At 52.0% G+C, this 19716-nt stretch carries 13 protein-coding genes; 5 read left to right on the top strand and 8 right to left on the bottom strand.

The features are described from left to right. Positions 1-53 precede the first annotated feature (53 nt). Entirely contained in the window at positions 54-272 is a 219-nt protein-coding gene (locus AC0YNW_RS08165; RefSeq protein WP_119802805.1) for a hypothetical protein, read from the top strand. An 81-nt stretch (positions 273-353) separates the two neighbouring features. Here the strand turns inward: AC0YNW_RS08165 and AC0YNW_RS08160 are convergent, their stop codons facing one another. The 6 genes from AC0YNW_RS08160 to AC0YNW_RS08135 form a co-directional block, all read right to left on the bottom strand. Next, on the bottom strand, positions 354-1721 hold the full coding sequence (locus AC0YNW_RS08160; protein ID WP_475831514.1) for a putative bifunctional diguanylate cyclase/phosphodiesterase: 1368 nt from the start codon (positions 1719-1721) through the stop codon (positions 354-356). Positions 1722-1925: 204 nt separating this feature from the next. Then, on the bottom strand, positions 1926-2642 hold the full coding sequence (locus AC0YNW_RS08155; RefSeq protein WP_387478307.1) for a response regulator transcription factor: 717 nt from the start codon (positions 2640-2642) through the stop codon (positions 1926-1928). 109 nt (positions 2643-2751) lie between these two features. Next, on the bottom strand, positions 2752-6615 hold the full coding sequence (locus AC0YNW_RS08150; RefSeq protein WP_475831513.1) for a response regulator: 3864 nt from the start codon (positions 6613-6615) through the stop codon (positions 2752-2754). A 47-nt stretch (positions 6616-6662) separates the two neighbouring features. Then, positions 6663-7661 carry an L-glyceraldehyde 3-phosphate reductase gene (mgrA, locus tag AC0YNW_RS08145; protein WP_387478302.1) on the bottom strand — a complete coding sequence of 333 codons (999 nt, stop codon included), beginning with the start codon at positions 7659-7661 and terminating at the stop codon, positions 6663-6665. 66 nt (positions 7662-7727) lie between these two features. Beyond that, positions 7728-9173, bottom strand: a complete 1446-nt coding sequence (locus tag AC0YNW_RS08140) for an HD-GYP domain-containing protein (protein WP_475831512.1) — start codon at positions 9171-9173, stop codon at positions 7728-7730. Positions 9174-9204: 31 nt separating this feature from the next. Further along, the gene (locus tag AC0YNW_RS08135; protein ID WP_475831511.1) at positions 9205-11220 is read right to left on the bottom strand and encodes a putative bifunctional diguanylate cyclase/phosphodiesterase; all 2016 of its coding nucleotides are present in this window, start codon (positions 11218-11220) and stop codon (positions 9205-9207) included. Between the two features lie 165 nt (positions 11221-11385). Between AC0YNW_RS08135 and AC0YNW_RS08130 the strand changes: the two genes are divergently transcribed. Both AC0YNW_RS08130 and AC0YNW_RS08125 read left to right on the top strand, forming a co-directional pair. After that, positions 11386-12573 (top strand): foldase protein PrsA, encoded by a 1188-nt coding sequence (locus AC0YNW_RS08130; protein ID WP_475831510.1) that lies wholly within the window; start codon positions 11386-11388, stop codon positions 12571-12573. A 198-nt stretch (positions 12574-12771) separates the two neighbouring features. Continuing rightward, a complete protein-coding gene (locus AC0YNW_RS08125) occupies positions 12772-13647 on the top strand; it encodes an aldose epimerase family protein (protein WP_387478294.1) in 876 nt (291 codons plus the stop codon). A gap of 337 nt (positions 13648-13984) precedes the next feature. On the opposite strand, the gene deoC is transcribed toward AC0YNW_RS08125, so the two are convergent. After that, the gene (gene deoC / locus AC0YNW_RS08120; RefSeq protein ID WP_475832183.1) at positions 13985-14632 is read right to left on the bottom strand and encodes a deoxyribose-phosphate aldolase; all 648 of its coding nucleotides are present in this window, start codon (positions 14630-14632) and stop codon (positions 13985-13987) included. Between the two features lie 279 nt (positions 14633-14911). Here deoC and AC0YNW_RS08115 point away from each other — a divergent pair, with 279 nt between their 5' ends. Together AC0YNW_RS08115 and AC0YNW_RS08110 are read left to right on the top strand one after the other, a co-directional pair. Next, on the top strand, positions 14912-15739 hold the full coding sequence (locus tag AC0YNW_RS08115; RefSeq protein ID WP_475831509.1) for a purine-nucleoside phosphorylase: 828 nt from the start codon (positions 14912-14914) through the stop codon (positions 15737-15739). Between the two features lie 328 nt (positions 15740-16067). After that, positions 16068-17837 carry a 5'-nucleotidase C-terminal domain-containing protein gene (locus tag AC0YNW_RS08110; protein ID WP_475831508.1) on the top strand — a complete coding sequence of 590 codons (1770 nt, stop codon included), beginning with the start codon at positions 16068-16070 and terminating at the stop codon, positions 17835-17837. A gap of 154 nt (positions 17838-17991) precedes the next feature. Here AC0YNW_RS08110 and AC0YNW_RS08105 read toward each other — a convergent pair whose 3' ends face one another. After that, a complete protein-coding gene (locus AC0YNW_RS08105) occupies positions 17992-19710 on the bottom strand; it encodes an ABC transporter ATP-binding protein (RefSeq protein ID WP_475831507.1) in 1719 nt (572 codons plus the stop codon). Between the last annotated feature and the right edge of the window lie 6 nt (positions 19711-19716).

Here is a 19716-nt window from a genome sequence, read left to right as displayed (position 1 = left end):
GCTAAAACGTTCAAGGTAAAATGGGAAAAACGCAATCGGAGGTGCATAGTACAATGATGCGAGTTATTACCTTCAAAAATCGTTCGGTCCCTGTCTATTACCCTAACGAACAATCGGCATCTGTAGATATGCTTCATCATAAATTGTACGAGATGGAACTGGACTTTGATTTCAGAAAAAGATGGAAACGGATCAGATCGGTCGAGATGGTGCGAGACGTTGCGATATTCCAATACAGCGACGGCACTAAGTTATATCTGGAAGTCAGCTAGAACCACTCCTCATTCCTATTATAAAAAACCAGCCGGGCCCTAAGGGCCCGGCTGGTTTTTGTCTAATTGCATACGGCGTCTCTATATGCGGCTTGCGGCCTTCTGTTTTTGCGGTCCTGCCGCATCTACGAAACTCGCCAGCATCGACGTATCGATAACGGTCGGATCCATCGGCATGCCAAGCAGATAGCCCTGCACATAATGACAGCCCCACTCCTTAAGCAGCTCATATTGCTCCTTGTATTCTACGCCTTCTGCGACCACTTCCAGACCGAGCTTCCGCATCAGCCCGATGATCGCCTCGACGACATGCCGCTCCGCGCTTTGCAGATCGATTCTGCGGATAAAGCTTTTATCGAGTTTGAGGCTATGAACGGGCAATTCCATAAGATGATGAAGGGAGGAAAATCCGGCCCCGAACCCGTCCAACGCTATCCGAATTCCTCCTGCCCGCAATTGCGTAATAGCCATAATCGACTGTTCGGATGAATGCATCATAATATGCTCGGTAATGTCCAGTTCCAACGATTGGCGCGACAAACTGAATTCCTGAATGACATTCCATACCGTCTGGACAAAAGAGGGATCTTGGAGCTGAACTGGTGAAATATTTACAGACATCGTCAGCTTGCTCAGCCCGTATTTCGTCATATCAGCCAGCATCTTGCAGGCTTCACGAAGCACCCACTCGCCAATGGGAATGATCAATCCATTGTATTCGGCGATAGGGATAAATTCATGCGGTGAAATGAGGCCAAGCTCGGGATGCTGCCAGCGAATAAGCGCCTCGAACCCTCTCAGCCGTCCGTCCGACAGCCGATAAATCGGCTGATAGCTGAGATGGAACTGTCTCAAGAACAAGGCCGGCCGGAGCCCCATCTCAATAGCGATACGCCTGTTCATGCGATTCGTATCCTCCGCATTGTAGAATACCGTCCGGTTGCCGCCCTGTTCCTTCGCTTGATACAACGCAGATTCCGTACGGCAAAGCAACCTCTCGCTCGTGAGCCCGTCTTGGGGAAACAGGCTGGCACCAATACTGCAAGTCATATAGAGCTCCTTTCCCGAGTCAGAGACAGGCTTCTCCACCTCATGCTTGATCCCATCTACCGCTTTCCAGCATTGCTTCGCTTCTTTCCCAACCTCCATCATTACAAGAAACGTATTGCCATCGATCTTATACACGCCCGCCTTTGCCGCTTCTGAATGCGCCGCTTCCGTTTGCTCCAGGCGAGCTGCAACGATCGTTAATACGTCATTGCCGAAGGTTGTGCCTCTTGTCTCATTGACACGATAAAATTTGTCCAAATCCACCAATGCAACCAGCAATCGCTTACCTGATACGCGCGCGCCCTGTATCGCTAGCTCTAGCTGCATGAATGCCTTGCCGCGTCCAGATAATTCGATTGGCCCCTCCATCTGGATCCCTCCGTCCTTTTTTCGTTCCATTGTCGTACTTCTATAGTCGCATAGAAATATTAGGAATGTGCAGAACAGACTTTTAGAAGAATGTTAGAAATTTTAACGGATTACCTAAATAATCCTTGTACAGGGGATATAGACAAAAAAAAGTACCCCGCCATGGGCGGAGTACGATCTTTCTTTTCTTATGAACAGACTCGCCCGGGTGATGCGAACACTCTCCCGATGACTTTAAGTAGCAGCCTGTGCCGTATACTTGTAACCAAATCCCCATACCGTTCGAATCAGCTTGGGTTCCTTCGGATTCTGTTCGATCTTCTTGCGAAGATTCACAATATGTACGTCAATCGCACGGTCTGTGACAAACGAATCAAAGCCTCTAATGGCATTAATCAGCTCTTCCCGGCTGAATACCTTGCCCGGGTGTGCAAGGAACAGCTTCATCAGTTCATACTCCGAGAAGGTAGTCTCGACCAATTGTCCGCGAACGAGAAGCAGACGTCTCTCTACGTCTAGCTGTATCGGCTCTTCTTCCTCCACCGTCATAGAAGCTGCGGCGACCTGTGCGGCTGACTCACCAAATACGGTATGCGATCTTCGAATTAATGCCTCGACTCTCGCCGTTAGCTCATGCATGCTGAATGGCTTGCACAAGTAATCATCCGCTCCGGTCTTCAGCGCTTGCACGCGCTCGGACACTTCACTCTTCATGGACAGTATCATAATCGGTACTTGAGAGACGCTCCGTATCTGCGCACATACCTCAATACCATCCATATCAGGCAGCATAAGATCAAGCAGAACCAGGTGCGGAACGAATGAATCCGCAAGCTGTAGCCCATCATTCCCGCGATAAGCCTGCTTCACACTGTACCCCTCTTCCTGCAGATACATGGACAGCATATTGCTCATCATGACGTCATCTTCAATAACCAAAACTTTATACATTGGCGTCACCCTTTAATAAATTGAAGATATCTGTCGAGTAGTCGTATCGTAACTCTACTATACAATACGGAAAGATTAGGAACAACAGATTGTTAGAAAATTGTTAGATTTAATTGTCGAAACGGTTAACCGCTTCATGTAAACCCGCCAGCAGCTGAACCAATTCCTTCTCCAGATGAGCTAGCACAAGTGCCAGCTCCTTCGGCTGATCCCCCCGCTTGATCGCTTCGCTGGTCTCATGCGCAGCGTCTCCAAGCTCGGGAGCGGACAAATAGCCGGCCGCCCCCTTCAGCGTGTGAAGCATGCGAAGGGCCGTCTGCCTCTCGGACTGCTTGAGCATCATGCGCAGCTGATCCATGAATGAATCATAGTCAAGGCGGAACTGCTCGATCATATGGAACAGAATTTGCTGCTTCCCGTTCACACGCTCAAGAGCGCTATCCACATCCATGCCGGCAATCGGGGCAAGCATGTTGTTCCCTGGCGTGCTGCCCCGGCTTATTCCCGCATAGCTGCTGCCCCCATCTCTCGACATATTGGGGGCCTTGGGCAGCGAAGCCGTCTGCTCCAGCCAATATTTCATTATCTCTCGCAGACGATCACCGGATAGCGGCTTAGTCATCACTTCATTCATTCCCAGGCGAATATAACGGTCATGATCCTTCTTCACTGCATTAGCCGTAACCGCAATAATCGGAATATGCTTGTACCGCTCCTGGCTTCGAATGATGCGGACAGCTTCCGTGCCGTCCATGACCGGCATATGAATATCCATCATAATGATGTCCCATGAGCCGGCTTCCAGAAGGCGCAGCACTTCCTCTCCCGTCTCAGCAAGACCGACCTCGTAGCCGTTCTCCTTGAGCAGCTCAATCGCCACCAATTGATTGATTTTGTTATCCTCCGCCAGCAATACCCGCTGCGCGTTCGACTTACTATGAACATGAGGCTGATGGACATGCTCTTCTCGCATCGTATAGTGGCGAATCGCCAGTCTGTTTCTGAGTGCTTCATTCAACGATCTGACAATCGCCTCTCTTGTGACCGGCTTGGTCAGAATAGCAACGGGGCGCTCCTCTTCCTTCAGTTGCTGCAACTCGTCCCGGCCGTACGTTGTCGTCAGCGCGATAATCGGCACGCCTGCCTCCTTCGCTTCACTGCGGAATGAGCGCCATGTCTCGATTCCATACATATCCGGCATCTCCATATCCATCAGCAGCAGATCAGGCAGCACTCCCTCCCCGACACGGCAAAGCCTTTCACGGGCATTCTGCCAGCTGTTGTAAGGGATTGCCGACCACCCAAGCGACTCGAACAGATAGGTCCAATGATCGCGCATTTTGGAATCGTCCTCGACAATCCATACCGTCCCTTCCGGCACAGGCGCGGCCGCTATCTCCTCCAATTCATGGCGATAAGGTTTTACCTGGAACGACAACGCGAAGGCGAACCGGCTGCCCACGCCTTCCTTGCTGCTGACATGAAGCTCGCCGCCCATCATCTCTACGAGGCTTTTGGATATGACAAGACCAAGTCCCGTGCCTCCGTATTTCCGAGTCGTTGAGCTATCCGCCTGCGTGAATGGCTTGAACAGCTTGTCCATGACGCTTTTGCTCATCCCAATTCCAGTGTCCGCAATGAGGAACCGAAGCTTGACCATCTCTGCGTGCTGCTCCACAATATCCAGCTCCAGTTTCACAAGGCCCTTCTCTGTGAATTTGATCGCATTGACGCACAGATTCAGCAGCACCTGCTCCAGACGGAGCGAATCACCGATTAAGGTCTGCGGCAGCTCGTCCGGCGTCTTAATCATGAATTCGAACTGCTCTTTGCCGCCAAGAAATACGCTGAGCCCGTTCGCCAGTCGGTGAAGCAGCTCTTCCGGCTGAAATGGAAGCCGCTCCATCTCGATCTTGTCCGCTTCGATTTTGGAGAAGTCGAGAACATCGCTAATCATGCGATGCAGCGTCTCCGAAGACATGCTCATCTTGTCCAAATAATCCTTCTGCACGATCGACAATTCCGTCTTCCGCAGTAGCTGTGTCAACCCGATAATGCCGTTCAGAGGCGTCCGAATCTCATGGCTCATCAAAGCAAGGAAGCGGCTCTTGGCTTGATTGGCTTCTTCTGCCTCAAGCGTAGCGCGTACAAGCTCTTCCTGAACAAGCTTCTGCTCGGATATGTCGCGGGCAATACAGGAGAAGAAGAGCTCACCCGTAGACGCATCCACATGGGTCACGACGACCATAGAGACGAACAGCGGATCGCCGTTGCTCTTCCGCAATTGTGTGTTGCTTTCCCAGTAGCCGTATTCTCTTGCAAGCTCCGCACCTTGAAGAATCTGCTCGTACATGCGAGGATCGACATGGTCCTTGACCGTGGAGGCCTCCCTCTCCTCTCCTGGCAGTCCAAGCATCTCCTTGCCTGCCCGGTTCATGTAGATGAGCTCCCCCTTCATATCGACGGAAGCAATCAAGTCCTTGGCAGACTCCACAATATCCAATAATCGGTTGCGCGCTTTCTCCACTTGCTTCCGGTCCGAGATATCGCGCACCATGCCGACCACGCCAGAGAACTTGCCGTTCCGGTCCCGAAGGCCGTTCGAGCTGTGCAGGATCGGGATCCGGTGCCCATCCTTATGGATAAACGTCCACTCTCGCTCATACGAGAACCTGTCGTCGCGCAGCTCCCGGAACACTTCCAGGCCGGGCTGCACATATCTGCCCAGCTTCTCCGTCAGGCGTTCGGCCTCCGCTGTAATCTCCTCATTGTCCATAAATAGCAGCGGTGTCGCATGACCCGCCAGCTCCTGAGTGGTATATCCCAGCATCTCTTCAGCAGTCTTGTTCAAGTAAGCAATCTTGTACTCATTATCCATGACGATGAATCCATATTGATTCTGATTAATGATCGCATTCAAACGGTCGAACATATCTTGCAGATGCTCCATCATGCCATTCACGGAATGGGCAAGCTTGCCAATCTCATCATACTGCGATGTATCCAAATGCTCGGCCTGGAATTCCCCCGCTGCCGCTTGCTTCGTGACAGACAATATCCGCTCCAGACGCTTAATAATCTGATTGAAATAGAGATAGAAGGACAGCGCGATAAAAACCTCCGCGACCGCTATCGTCGAGACGATACGCCAGAAGATCGGCGTCAGCATCTCCTTCATATGAAAGTACGGCTCTTGCAGGGCAATCCGCCATGGCGTACCCGTCACCTTGGCATAGAACACAACATAAGCCTCTCCACCTACATGAATATTGACCCTGCCATCATTGTGGCTCAGAATCTCATGGGCAACTTCGCTTAAGGTAGAATCCGAACGCAGCGACGACATGCGTGCAACGCCTGGCGCAGAGCCGTAGATGATCTCTCCTTCGTCATTGTAGAAACGTACAGGAGCATTTTCATCCGCAAAATCAAAAAAACGGTTAAACGCCGTAAACGGAATCGACGCATAAATAATGCCTTCAATCTGGGTTCCCACTCCGTAAACGGGCACAGCAATAAAGGTTTGCTCCACGACGGAGAAGCCCGGCTTGTAAGGGTCGGTAATCGTAATCGCGCCATTGATGGCCGGCTCGAAGAACGGCTCTCCCTTCAAATCGCGAGACGCTCCGTCACTGCGATAGGCGATCCCGTCTTGACCAATGAATCCGATCGCATGGTAGGTAAATCCGCTGCGAACCAGTTCCCGCTGAAAATAATTCAGCCGCTCTTCGTTCGTACCGTAACGTACAGCGGAAGTGCGGCTCATGACAAGCACCTCGGCCCGGCGAATATCCATCCAGGCAGCAATATTACTGGCCTGGCTGGATAGCTTGCTGCTGATCTTCTCCATCTCCGAACGCATCATCGCGTCCTTGGCTGTGGAATAATTGCCCCATCCGGCAAGCAGGAGCGGGATAAACGATATGAGTACGATTAGAATTAATCCCTTTGTTCTAAGCGACATATTCGACATCGCTTATCCCCCCTTACGGCCTGACCTGTCTAATAACGGAGCGTATTCTATTCCTCCTTGGAGAGAATGCTTTCGATCCGGCTTAATTCTTCTTCGCTAAACGCTAGATTGCCAAGGGCCGCCACATTGTCATCGATCTGCTCCACGCGGCTTGCGCCGATCAAAGCGGACGTCACTCTGCCGCCTCGAAGCACCCATGCCAGAGACAAGCCAGCCAGCGTCTGCCCTCTCTCTTGCGCCAGCTCATTCAGCGCTTTCACTTTATTCAGCTTGCCTTCCGTTATTTGCTCCGACTTCAAGAAGATGCTTGGTCCGCCTGCGCGGGAGTCGGCAGGGATGCCGTTCAAGTACCGGTTCGTCAGCAGTCCGCCGGCTAGCGGCGAGAATACGATGGAGCCGATGCCTTGCTCATCCAGCACATCCTGCAAGCCGCCCTCTATCCAGCGGTTGAACATGGAGTAGGAAGGCTGGTGAATCAGACATGGCGTGCCCAGCTCCTTAAGAATGCGTGAAGCCTCGGCAGTTTGCTCTGCGCTGTAATTAGAGATGCCGACATACAAGGCCTTACCTTGGCGCACCGCATGATCAAGCGCCCCCATCGTCTCCTCAAGCGGTGTGTCCGGGTCCGGACGGTGGGAATAGAAGATATCGACATAATCCAGCTTCATCCGCTTCAGGCTTTGATCAAGACTGGACAGCATATATTTGCGGGAGCCCCATTCACCGTAAGGTCCGGGCCACATCCCATAACCCGCTTTTGTGGAAATAATCAGCTCATCACGGTATGGCGCGAGGTCATGCTGAAGGATAGCGCCGAACGCTTCTTCCGCCGAGCCTGGCGGAGGTCCGTAGTTATTAGCCAGATCGAAATGGGTAATGCCGAGGTCGAACGCTCGGCGCGCCATCGCCCTGCTGTTCTCGTAGCGGTCGTTGCCGCCGAAGTTATGCCAAAGTCCGAGCGAGATAGCGGGCAGCTTCAATCCGCTTCTGCCTGCCCGATTGTATGTCATGGAATTATAACGTGCATGGTCTGCTGTATAGCTCATACCCAAATACCTCCCATTTTTAGATGCATACTCTTTCATTCTAAATTATTTATCGGTAAATACACACTACCTGGCCAGTCTTTGTTCCAGCTTAAAGTTCGGACTATTCAGCAGCGTCTCCCGGAAAAAGGTCTCCTGCTCCGTCGTTAGCCGTTGCCAGGCATGGATACAGCGAGGGTCAAAGTGTCTTCCGCTCTCCTGCAGCAGAATCTCCATGGCTTCTTCATGCGTCATCGCCTGACGATAGGAACGGGATGACGTCAGAGCATCGTAGACGTCCGCTACTGCCGTTATTCGGGCGACAAGCGGAATCTCCTCGCCCGACAGCCGGTCCGGATAGCCGCTGCCGTTCCACTTCTCGTGATGCGAGCGGATGACCGCCAACTCTTCCACCATGAAGCCAAGACGCTTGCAAACATTGTAGCCAGAGAGCGGATGGGATTCAATAATGGATCGTTCTTCTTCGGACAGCTTGCCTGGTTTGTTCAAGATGCCGTCGGGTATGTATAGCTTGCCGATATCATGGACGATGCCGCCCTGCGCAATCGCGCGAAGCTGCGAGGAGGACAGCCCCATCTCCTCTCCCAGCTTCAGCGCATACAAAGCAACACGATAATTATGTCCCGCTGTATACGAATCCTTAGATTCTGTCGCCATTACCAGCTCTCTGACGCTTGGAGAAATATACGTATGAATCCAGTCTTGGGGATTGGCGCGAAACAGCATTTTGATCGCGGCCGTAATGGAGCCGGTATTCAAATGCTCTCTGATGATGCCGATGACCATAACAATGACCGAAGCTAGCAACAGGAAGTGATACAGCCACCAGCTCGCCATCCACGCTTCCCCGGTCACCATAATGATTTGCGCGCTGAACATCCAGCCCGTACTATAGACGATCGCAAGCTGAAGCGGGAATCGGGACGCCAGGTAGGTTTGCAGATTCCGATAGATGGTCCATGTGTTCATGAGCAAGATCAAAGCGGTTGTCACCCACTTGCTGACATCCCCCTTCAAATGAAGAAAATGGACAATATCGGGGTTGAACCATAAATATAAGCTGGACAGCAGCAAGATGGAGGACCACACCGGAAGCAGCCACTTCTGACGCATGGAGAGCCAGCGAACGAGCTTGTGATCGGCCGATACGGAGCACATCCATAGCCAGAACGCAGATAACAACACACTGAGCTGGGCAACATTGCCCGAGATAGAGGAATGATGGATTAGAAATCCCGGCGTCGACAGTCCGTGAAGAATGAACATAGCCGCCAAGGATACATAGGATAAGGACAGGAAGCTAACCTTTATATTCCGGATACGGATCGCTACGATACCAATTGCGCTCGCGACGGCCAGCGCCAGAATGGAGACCAGACTGACAATATAGAAGTGGCCGTGCGGCGTATGAATATTCATATCGTAAGGCGACAACTGATACAGAAAATAACCGGCGAGCGGCAGCAGTATGAATACCGCAAGCCTGGCTAATACGCGAGTGTCTCTTCTCAAAGGCTATCCTCCTCCAACCATTGTCAATAACTTAAGCGCTCAATCCATCCAGCCAAGCGTCCACTTCCTCACGGGGCATTGGCTTCTTGAAATAGTAGCCTTGCATGATGGAACATCCGGCCTGGCGCAGGAACTGGAGCTGGCGCTCGGTCTCTACGCCCTCGGCCACAAGCTCGATATTAAGCTGCTGGGCCAGCGTTATGATCGTATTGACAATTGCTCTCTTGGAAGGTGATTCAAAATCTTGCATATACAGCTTATCGATTTTCAGTGTCTGGAACGGGATTCGGTCAATAGAACCTAAAAAAGAATAGCCCGAACCGAAGTTGTCCATGGATACGCGCACGCCGGCCTCTTGAAGCGGTACGAGCTGCTCCGTCGCTTCGGTGGCATGATACATAACGGTCGACTCCGTAATCTCCAGCTCTAGCAGCTCCGGGTTTAAGCCGGAATGGATCAGCGCTTCATTGACCATTTCCTGAAGACTGCGAGTTTCGAATACATTCGCCGACAAGTTGACAGATACGCATAACGTGCTGCTGCCCTTGCCATTCCAAGCCTGACAGTCCTTGCACGCCTGATCCAGCACCCATCTCGTGATCGGAATAATCAATCCGGTCTCCTCGGCAATCGGAATAAATTCATCCGGCGCAATCGCGCCAAGCTGAGGATGCTTCCATCTAAGCAGCGCTTCAAATCCAATCGGCTTATTCATTGCGGCATTCCACTTCGGCTGATAGAAAGTGGACAGCTCGCCAAGCATAAGTGCTGTTCGAAGCCCCTTCTCGATCTCCATCCGTCTGGCCAGCTTGCGGTCCAATTCTTCATTATATGCACAGTACTGGTTCTTCCCTTGGCTCTTGGCATAATACATAGCTGTATCCGCCGCCTTAAGCAGCTCCGTCCGGCTCTGCCCGTGCTGCGGCGCAAAGCTGATGCCGATGCTGCTGGTCACATAGAGCTCGTTGCCCTCCAGCCAGAATGGACGTCTTAGCTCCTCCAGAATCAGCTCGGCCAGCGACTCTGCAGACAGCTGCTTCAAATCCGTGGTTACGAGCAAAAACTCATCCCCGCCCAGCCTAAAGATTCGCCGCTGCTTGTTGACGAACTGGTTAATCCGATTTCCGACCTCCTTGACAAGAAGGTCGCCTACATCGTGGCCTAACGTATCATTAACAAGCTTAAATTGATCTAAATCGATAAAAAGAACAGCATATTCCTGATTGCCGCGCAGCGTCTCATCAAATTCATGATTCATCGCATGGCGATTCGGCAGTCCCGTCAACGGGTCGCTGTAGGCCATGCGCTTCAAGACAAGCCTCTCCCAATAGAGGGCCGTCCAAGTCACAAGCACAACAAGAATCATCACGCTCGATACAGCAATCAGCAGCGACATATCAATGCCTGCTCCTCTTAGCTGATCAAGCGCTTCGGGTGTGGAGCACCAGAACATGGCCGCTTCCATGCCAGTGTAATGCATGCCTGTGACGGCCAAACCCATCAGCAGCGCCGCCCCAAGCTTGAACCAGCGAGCCTTGCTTTCGTTGCGGAAGCGGGTCAGCAGGTAAAGCGCCGCGTATGAGGCGATGACCGCAATTACGGCGGAGATGATCCACAACGTTTCATTATAGGTAATCCTCAGAATCGAGGACTCCATCGATGCCATGCCTGTATAATGCATCGTGACGATGCCCGATCCCATTAACAGGCTTCCGACGACAAGCTTCACCCGTGTTACCTGCTTAGCCATAGTTACGTAAAAAGCCAGCAGAGAGGCCAATATACTTGCCAATATAGATATCACGGTTGTTAGCCCGTTATAATTCACTTCAACCCCCAAGTGAAAGGCCATCATTCCGACAAAATGCATCGTCCATATGCCGCAACCCATTACAAATCCGGAGATGATTAACCACCCTAACTTGGACTTGCCGTTCGAATGCGATATTTTATAGGAAAGATTAAGTGCGGAATAAGAAGTGAACAACGCGATAACAAGCGACAGCAACACGATCCAGCTGTCGTAGCTCCCCAGTAATCTGATCAATATATCCCTCCGTGTCAACGCTTGTTACACGTTCTTTTTTTCGTCTACCTATACAATTAATACGATTCGACATGCAATGCAAGCTTTTTTATTTTAGATTAAGGTTTTTTTGTTCATGATTTGATATAGTAGGTGAAGAATTGCAATTTGAAGGGAGTTTATGGAATGAATAACAAGGAATCGCAGTCGAACGATACACCTATAGACAACGAAACTGCGAAGGAAGAAAACAAGGCTCAAGAGAACGAAACGAACGGCGAGTCACAGGAGAACGTTGTCGAAGCGGACAAGCCTGAAGAGACAAGCGACTCCGACCGCGCAGCAGCCGAGACAGCGGTTGCGGCGGCGGCTCCTTATTCCGCTGCAGCAGGCGCATCGCCTCGCCTGGAAGCAGCTGCTCCTGCGAAGAAAGGCGCAACGGGCTGGATCGTATTGTCCGCTGTGCTTGCAATCGCCTTAATCGTCGTTTTGATTAAACCTCCTTTTGGCGGCGGAGGCAATGAGACTGTTGCTACCGTTAACGGCGCTAACATTACGCAGCAGGAGCTGTATGATCTGCTCGTGAAAGTAAACGGCGAGCCTGCGCTCGACAACCTGATTCTGGAGAAGCTGGTGAAGCAAGAGGCTGATGCAGCCAGCGTGAAATTTACAGAGCAGGACATTACAGACGAAATTAATGTGATCAAGATCGACTTCCCTTCGGAAGACGACTTCAATAATGTATTGCTGCAAAACAATCTGACGATGGACGATCTGCGCGAGGATATGCGCCTTAGCGCAATGATCCGCAAAGTGCTGGAGCCTAAAACAACAGTAACTGACGAAGATGTGAAAGCTTACTTCGACGCCAATCTGGCCAAGTTCGGCGAGCATGGCGAGCAGGTTCGCGCTTCCCATATCCTTGTAGAGACCAAGGAAGAGGCTGACGCGATTCTGGCTGACCTTAAAGGCGGCGCTGACTTTGCTGAGACAGCCAAAGCCAAATCCGGTGACGGTTCGGCTGCTAATGGCGGCGATCTGGGCTTCTTCACCAAAGAAGACATGGTGGAGCCATTCTCGAAGGCTGCTTTCGCCCTCGAAGTAGGAGCAATCAGCGATGTTGTGCAAAGTGAATTTGGCTACCACATCATTAAGAAAACCGACTACAGAGAAGCTGCGAAAGCAAACTTTGATGAGAAAAAAGATCTGATTCGCACGAAACTGGTTATTGATGAGGTTCGTACGCTGTCCAGCGCTTGGATTACTGAAATCCGCGCGAAAGCGAAAATTACGAACAACCTGAAGCCGGAAGCGACCACGCCTGCGGGCGGAGCTGCTAATGCTGGAGCTGAAGGCGGCGCGGCTAAGGAATAGTCCGTCACCGGGTGAAGGGGAATTTCGAACAATGCTTTGCAGCGTAATCTCAACCTAAGGCTGCGGCATCGCACATCATGTTATTCCAGGGCCTGGCACCGGGCAGCTGTACAAGCTGCCTCGTACCGGGCCCTTTACTCATGCGCCGAATTAAGGCACAATAGTAGACATCATGATTTCACTTTTGGAGGTAGCAGCGTGAGTACATTTGAAGTAAGCCACTATCAAGATACGTATACGATCTATGAGTTGAAGGAAAATTCCACGTCATCACGCGTGCTCGTATGCCCGGAACGCGGCGGCATCGTGATCGGCTGCCAATTGAACGGCGAAGAGCTCTTCTTTTTGGATAAAGCAACATTCGAGAATCCTGCCTCCAACATCCGCGGCGGCAATCCGATTCTGTTCCCGATCTCCGGATCTCTTCAGGATTCTGCTTATGAGTGGAACGGCGTAACCTACAAGATGGGTCAGCACGGCGTTGCTCGCATCTATCCTTGGGAAGTTGTCGGCACCTCGACGGAAGGCGAAGCTTCCATTACGCTGCGTCTTCGCGCGAGCGAGGCTACTCTTGCCGCTTACCCATTCCAATTTGAGCTGATCTTCACCTATGCGCTGGTCAACGGCGAGCTCCATACCCGCCAGCAGTATCGCAACATTGGCGAAGGCGAAGCCATGCCTTTGTATCCCGGCTTCCACCCATACTTTGCGATCGAAGGCAGCAAAGACATTCCGTACAAAACGGACGCTCCGCGCTATGTCGATCTGACGACCAGCGAAGAGGCTGATTATACCGGACGCGCCAACATGGATGACTTCATCGACTCCATCTGCCTGTTCGGCGCAAAAGAACCCAGCATCTCCTTCCCTATTCGCGAAGGCGTAACCGTCAACCTGCGATATGACGACCTGTTCAAGTATGTGGTAATCTGGTCGGTGAAGGAGCGCCCATTCGTGTGCGTCGAGCCTTGGATGGGACTGCCGAACGAAATGAACAACCGCAAGGAGCTGCTCTACGTGAAGCCAGGCGACGAGCTGCGCGCCGACCTCGTCATCGGCTGCGAGACGAAGTAAGCCTGTATAAGATGAAGAGGCCTCCCCTGCCAACGGCTCGGGAGGCCTCTTCTGTTGCCGCTCATATAAGCAGCCGGATATGCGGCGCTCTAAGTCGATTGCGCGCGAGTTTGCGCGCGGGCGGCGCTTGCAAGCCGAGTTTCTCGGCTTAGAGCGCGGATTTACGCGCGGACGGTGCTTGCAAGCCGAGTTTCTCGGCTTACAGCACGGATTTACGCGCGGGCAGCGCTTGCAAGCCGAGTTTCTCGGCTTAGATCGCGGAATTTCGCGCGGGCAGCTCCTGCAAGCCGAGTTTCTTGGCTTACAGCGCGGTAAGGCGCTCCAACCGCGATGCTATTTAGTAGCCTTCGCCTTGGCCGCCGGTTACGATTGCGACGCTGGAGCTTGCGCCGATGCGAGTTGCGCCGGAGTTAAACATCAGCAGAGCAGTCTCCAGATCGCGAACGCCGCCGGATGCTTTGACGCCAATATTCGGTCCTACTGTGCGGCGCATGAGGGCGATATCTTCCGCAGTAGCTCCACCTTTGCCGAAGCCTGTGGACGTTTTGACGAAGTCGGCGCCTGCCGCAACACACAGCTCGCATGCCTTCACTTTTTCCTCATCCGTAAGCAGTCCCGTCTCCAAAATCACCTTAAGCGCAGCTTTCCCTTTGCAGGCATCTACGACGCCTTCAATGTCACGCTGAACGCTTTCGTAATCGCCGGATTTCAACAGGCCGATGTTCAGCACCATATCGATCTCCGTCGCGCCGTCGTTAATGGCCTGCGTGGCCTCGAATGCTTTGGACGCCGTAGTAGTCGCACCAAGCGGGAATCCGACAACTGTCGTAATGCCGACGCCCGAACCCTTCAGCTCTTCCGCCACAAGCGGAACCCAGCCCGCATTCACGCAGACCGTCGCAAAATGTTGCTCCCTTGCTTCCTTGCAGATCGCGATAATATCTGACTTGGTCGCATCCGCCTTTAATATGGTATGATCAATCATCGCTGCTACTTCCGCCGATGACCAGCTTGTCTTTTGTTCCACTGTTCTTCCTCCATTCCTTTGATCCCAGGGTGTCTGTCACGTACTATTATACGAAGCTTTTCCGCAAACAACAACAGAGGCACCTCGTCCCTCCCCGGCAATCGCAATCGGAAAACTGCTGCAGGAAGCTGAGGTTTACTTTGCCTCTTCTCTACGCTATTATGAGGGTGCCTCACATTCCCATATTTGCCGCAACCGGTCTCCGGTAATCGGTAATATACAAAGGAGATTTTACATATGGACAATATGCTCGTCAAAATAAAAGAAGCGGCAGCCTATATCGAAAGCAAGCTGCCATCCACACCGCAGCTCGGCATGATTCTCGGCTCCGGCCTTGGCGTTATGGCTGACGAAGTAGAGAATGCCACCGTCATTCCTTACGGCGAGATCCCTCACTTCCCGGTCTCAACCGTAGAAGGACACTCAGGAGAGCTGGTTATTGGTGAGCTGGAAGGAAAAACCGTGCTGGTGATGAAAGGCCGCTTCCATTACTACGAAGGCTACAGCATGAAAGAAGTTGTCTTCCCTGTGTATGTGATGAAGCAGCTAGGCATCGGTACGCTGCTGGTAACGAATGCAGCAGGCGGCATGAACCGCGCATTCTCGGCAGGCGATCTGATGCTGATTACCGATCATATCAATAATACCGGCGACAATCCGCTTATCGGAGCCAACATTCCCGAGCTTGGCCCGCGCTTCCCTGATATGTCGAGCGCCTATAACAAAGAGCTTCGTGCCGTAGTCGCGGAGCAAGCCGAGTCGCTTGGCGTCAAGCTTCAGCAAGGCGTATATGTAAGCATTACCGGCCCAACTTATTGCACGCCTGCAGAGCTAACGATGATGGCCCGTTGGGGTGCCGATGCAGTCGGCATGTCCACAGCGCCTGAAGTCATAGCGGCGAATTATTGCGGCATTCGCGTAGCGGGTATCACTTGTATTACCGACATGGCGATCGGAGACGAGCTGGAGCCGCTGACGCATGAACAAGTGGTCAAAGTAGCCAATGAGACACGTCCGAAGTTCATCTCGCTTGTCAAAGCATCTGTGCGCGCTTTTCAGATTTAATTCTGTTGAAATGGGCGTTTTAAAGGTTGCTATAGACGATTTCGATCAGGCAAATATACTCATCAAATGAGTACCTACAGGCCCGCGATTTATTTTTTCAATTCCGTACTAACAGAATGAATGCGCCGCAAACTCATTGCGGCGCTTTTACATTTAGCATAATCCGAAAGTATTCTCCCCCCTCCCCGCTTGAGTCCATTGAATAAGAACCTCATCGTTTTACAAAACCTTTGATTTGTCGATACAGGATATCCAAACTTCGCCGCCGAATAACTCCCTGTTCCAATATTCACACTATACAAATAGGCGATGGAGGGATGATCTGCTCATGAGGAAATCATGGAATTGGCTGCTTTCCACTGTGTTGAGCCTGGCTTTGGTGCTGGGGCTTGCAAGCGGAGTGGCGGCAGAGGGCAATACGGAGCAAGGCGTCAAGCATCTGACCATTTTACACACGAACGACATGCACGCACGGTCAATTGAAAACGGAGCCGAGATGGGTTTTGCCAAAGTAGCCGGTATCTTTGACAGCTACCGCAAAGCCAATCCGAATACGCTCGTCCTCGATGCAGGCGACGCGATTCACGGCACAACGTTCGCCACTCTCGTAGGCGGGCAAAGCGTCGCCGATGTGATGAACCTGATGGGCTACGATGCCATGGCACCGGGCAACCACGAGTTCAACTACGGAACCGACAGGCTGCTGGAACTGGCAAAAGGCTTAAATTTCCCCGTGATTAGCGGCAACGTCAGAGACAAGCAGAATGCTCAAATCTTCAAGCCATATATCATTAAGGAGATTGACGGCATCAAGGTGGGCATCTTCGGTCTCTCCACGCCAGAGACGGCCTACAAGACTCATCCCAAAAACGTCGCAAACATCACGTTTACAGATCCGGCCAAGGAAGCGCAGGCTATCGTAGACGAGTTAAAGGATCAAACGGATCTTATCATAGCTTTGGGACATTTGGGCATGGACAAATCAAGCGAGGATACGAGCTTCAAGGTCGTCAAGGCTGTAAAAGGGATCGACCTCTTCGTCGATGGCCACAGCCATACTGTGCTGGAGAAAGGACTTCTATCTGACAACGATACGCTTATCGTCAGCACAGGCGAATATACGCAGCATGTAGGCGTCGTCGATATTTGGATGCAGGATGGAAAAATATCAAAACGTGAAGCAAAGCTGATCCATCAAGAAGCCGCTGCCAATATTACGCCGAATGAAGCTGTTACAGCCAAAGTAGCCGAAATTATTAAAGCGCAGGAAGTTATATTGGCAGAGAAAGTCGGCAACACCTCCGTAGCTCTCGAAGGTGCCCGCGAGAAAGTACGCGCAAGCGAGACAAACCTTGGCAATCTGATTGCGGATGCCCTGCTATTCGTCACGAAGGCGGACGTTGCTCTGACCAATGGCGGCGGCATTCGCGCTTCCATCGATCAAGGCGTCATTACAAAGGGAGAAGTCATTACGGTACTTCCGTTCGGCAACCAGATCGTCACGCTCAAGGTGAAAGGAGCTGATCTTAAAGCGGCGCTAGAAAATGGCGTCTCCGATTATCCCAACGCCAAGGGAGCCTTCCCTCAGGTCGGCGGGATGAGCTTCAAGATTGATCCCGCTGCGGCTCCAGGCTCACGCGTGCATGATCTGAAGGTCGACAGCAAAGCGATTGATCTCAAAGCGGAATACACGATCGCTACGAATGACTTCCTTGCGGCAGGCGGAGATGAATACACCATGTTCGGTCAATACCCGCAGGCCGGCATGTACGGCTCGCTGGATGAGGCGCTTATCGCCTATATTCAAGAGCTGGGCTCGGCAAACCCGAAGGTTGAAGGCCGCATTAAGGAATATGCCGCTCCCGGCACTGCAACACCACAGCCGGAACCAAAGCCACACCCAGAGCCGAAGCCAGAGCCAAAACCTGAACCTAAACCGGAAGTGCAGCCTGTCTATATCGTAAAGAAAGGCGACACGTTATGGAGCATTGCACGCAAGCACGGAACAACTTGGCAAGCGCTTCGCGACCTTAACCATTTGAAAAATCCGAACCTGATCTTCCCGGGTCAAAAAATCATCTTGCCTGCCAAAGCATAAAGCGAAGCCATACACGGCATAAAGAGAACCAGTCGCTAGCCAAGGCTCATGCGGCTGGTTCTCTTTTTTTACATACACCCTTCTGTTCCTTACAGGGTCATCATTCTGCTCGAAAAAGATAAATTTAGCGATAGTGGTTACAACAGCTGCTCCACTATCCCCTGCCGAACTGCGCCGTATGCAAGCGGCTGTAGATGCCCCCTGCGGCAACAAGCTCATCATGGCGGCCTTGCTCGGTAATGCCTTTCTCTGTCACAACGACAATCCGATCCGCATTCTTAATCGTAGCCAGACGATGCGCAATCACAAGCGTCGTACGTCCTTCCGACAATTCCGCCAGCGATTGCTGGATCGCCGCCTCCGTCTCTGTATCCAGCGCCGAAGTTGCTTCGTCCAGGATCAGAATCGGCGGATTTTTCAGGAACATCCTTGCGATCGCAAGACGCTGCTTCTGACCGCCGGACAGCTTCACGCCGCGCTCGCCAATGACCGTATCAAGTCCATTAGGCAGCGACGCGATGAACTCCTCCAGCCTTGCCCGTCTTGCCGCCTCCAGAATGTCCCAATCATCAGCGCCCAGCTTGCCATAGGCGATATTCTCCCGAATCGTACCCGAGAACAGGAATACATCCTGCTGCACGATGCCAATTCCTTTGCGCAGCGATTCCAGCTTCATATCGCGAATATCAAGTCCATCGATGGAAATGCTGCCGTTTTCAACCTCATAGAATCTAGGCAGCAAGCTGCAAAGTGTCGTCTTGCCCGCTCCAGACGGACCGACGAAGGCGACGGTCTCCCCTGCCCGAATGGACAGGTCAATGCCCTGCAGCACTTTGGCTTCGCCCTCGTAGCCGAACGTAACGTCCTTGTAGCGAATATTGCCATGCAAACGATCAACCGCGATCGCGTTCGGCGAATCCGCAACATCCGGTGCAGTATCCATCAGCTCCACGTAACGTTTGAAGCCTGCAATGCCTTTCGGATAGCTTTCAATAACGGCATTAATCTTTTCAATTGGCTTGAAGAAAATATTCGTCAGCAAGACGAACGTCATAAAGTCACCGTATGGCATTCCTTTTTTCAAAACATAATACGCCCCTGCAATCAGTACGAACAGCTGTACCAATCTCATTAACATGTAGGAGACCGAGGCGTTCAAGCCGATAATCTTGTACGCGATCAGCTTCGCCTCGCGGAAGCGCATGTTGTTGCCCTTGAACAGCTTGCCTTCATGCTTCTCGTTCGCGAACGCCTGCACTACGCGGATGCCGCCTACCGTATCTTCGACGCGCGCATTGAAGTCGGCCATGTCTGTGAACAGGCGGTTGGACGCCTTGGTCATCCGCTTGTTGAAGTATAGAACCAGCCAAATAATAACCGGTACGATAATGAACGTCATGATCGCCAGCTCCGGCTGAATGAACAGCATAATGCCGAATGCGCCGATCAGCGTCATCGCTGCGATAAACATATCCTCCGGTCCGTGATGGGCAACCTCGCCGATCTCGAACAAGTCGTTCGTCAGCCGGGAGAGCAGATGCCCCGTCTTCGTATTGTCGAAGTAACGGAAGGACAGCTTCTGCACATGATCGAACAGCTTGCGTCGCATATCCGTCTCAATGTTAATGCCCAGCATATGCCCCCAGTAGGTGACTACGTAGCTTAAGAGCGTATTGATGATATAAATAACGAGCAGCACGGCGCAACCGGAAACAATAAGCCCCCAGTTCTCGTCAGGAAGCAACGAGTTCACGACATACCCAACCGCAAGCGGGAACACCAGCTCCAGCACAGCGAGTATAACCGCACAGGTAAAATCGAGGAAAAACAGCCGTTTGTACGGCTTATAATACGAGAAAAAACGTCTTAACATTATGAA

The sequence above is a fragment of the Paenibacillus sp. J31R120 genome, assembly GCF_056269225.1.
This window is presented reverse-complemented; position numbering and strand designations above follow the sequence as displayed.

What these genes read in the sequence shown, in the direction of transcription:
- AC0YNW_RS08165 (WP_119802805.1), top strand. Translation starts at nt 54, where the DNA reads ATGATGCGAGTTATTACCTTCAAAAATCGTTCGGTCCCTGTCTATTAC.
- AC0YNW_RS08160 (WP_475831514.1), bottom strand. Translation starts at nt 1,721, where the DNA reads ATGGAACGAAAAAAGGACGGAGGGATCCAGATGGAGGGGCCAATCGAA.
- AC0YNW_RS08155 (WP_387478307.1), bottom strand. Translation starts at nt 2,642, where the DNA reads ATGTATAAAGTTTTGGTTATTGAAGATGACGTCATGATGAGCAATATG.
- AC0YNW_RS08150 (WP_475831513.1), bottom strand. Translation starts at nt 6,615, where the DNA reads ATGTCGAATATGTCGCTTAGAACAAAGGGATTAATTCTAATCGTACTC.
- mgrA (WP_387478302.1), bottom strand. Translation starts at nt 7,661, where the DNA reads ATGAGCTATACAGCAGACCATGCACGTTATAATTCCATGACATACAAT.
- AC0YNW_RS08130 (WP_475831510.1), top strand. Translation starts at nt 11,386, where the DNA reads ATGAATAACAAGGAATCGCAGTCGAACGATACACCTATAGACAACGAA.
- deoC (WP_475832183.1), bottom strand. Translation starts at nt 14,632, where the DNA reads ATGATTGATCATACCATATTAAAGGCGGATGCGACCAAGTCAGATATT.
- AC0YNW_RS08115 (WP_475831509.1), top strand. Translation starts at nt 14,912, where the DNA reads ATGGACAATATGCTCGTCAAAATAAAAGAAGCGGCAGCCTATATCGAA.
- AC0YNW_RS08110 (WP_475831508.1), top strand. Translation starts at nt 16,068, where the DNA reads ATGAGGAAATCATGGAATTGGCTGCTTTCCACTGTGTTGAGCCTGGCT.
- AC0YNW_RS08105 (WP_475831507.1), bottom strand. Translation starts at nt 19,710, where the DNA reads ATGTTAAGACGTTTTTTCTCGTATTATAAGCCGTACAAACGGCTGTTT.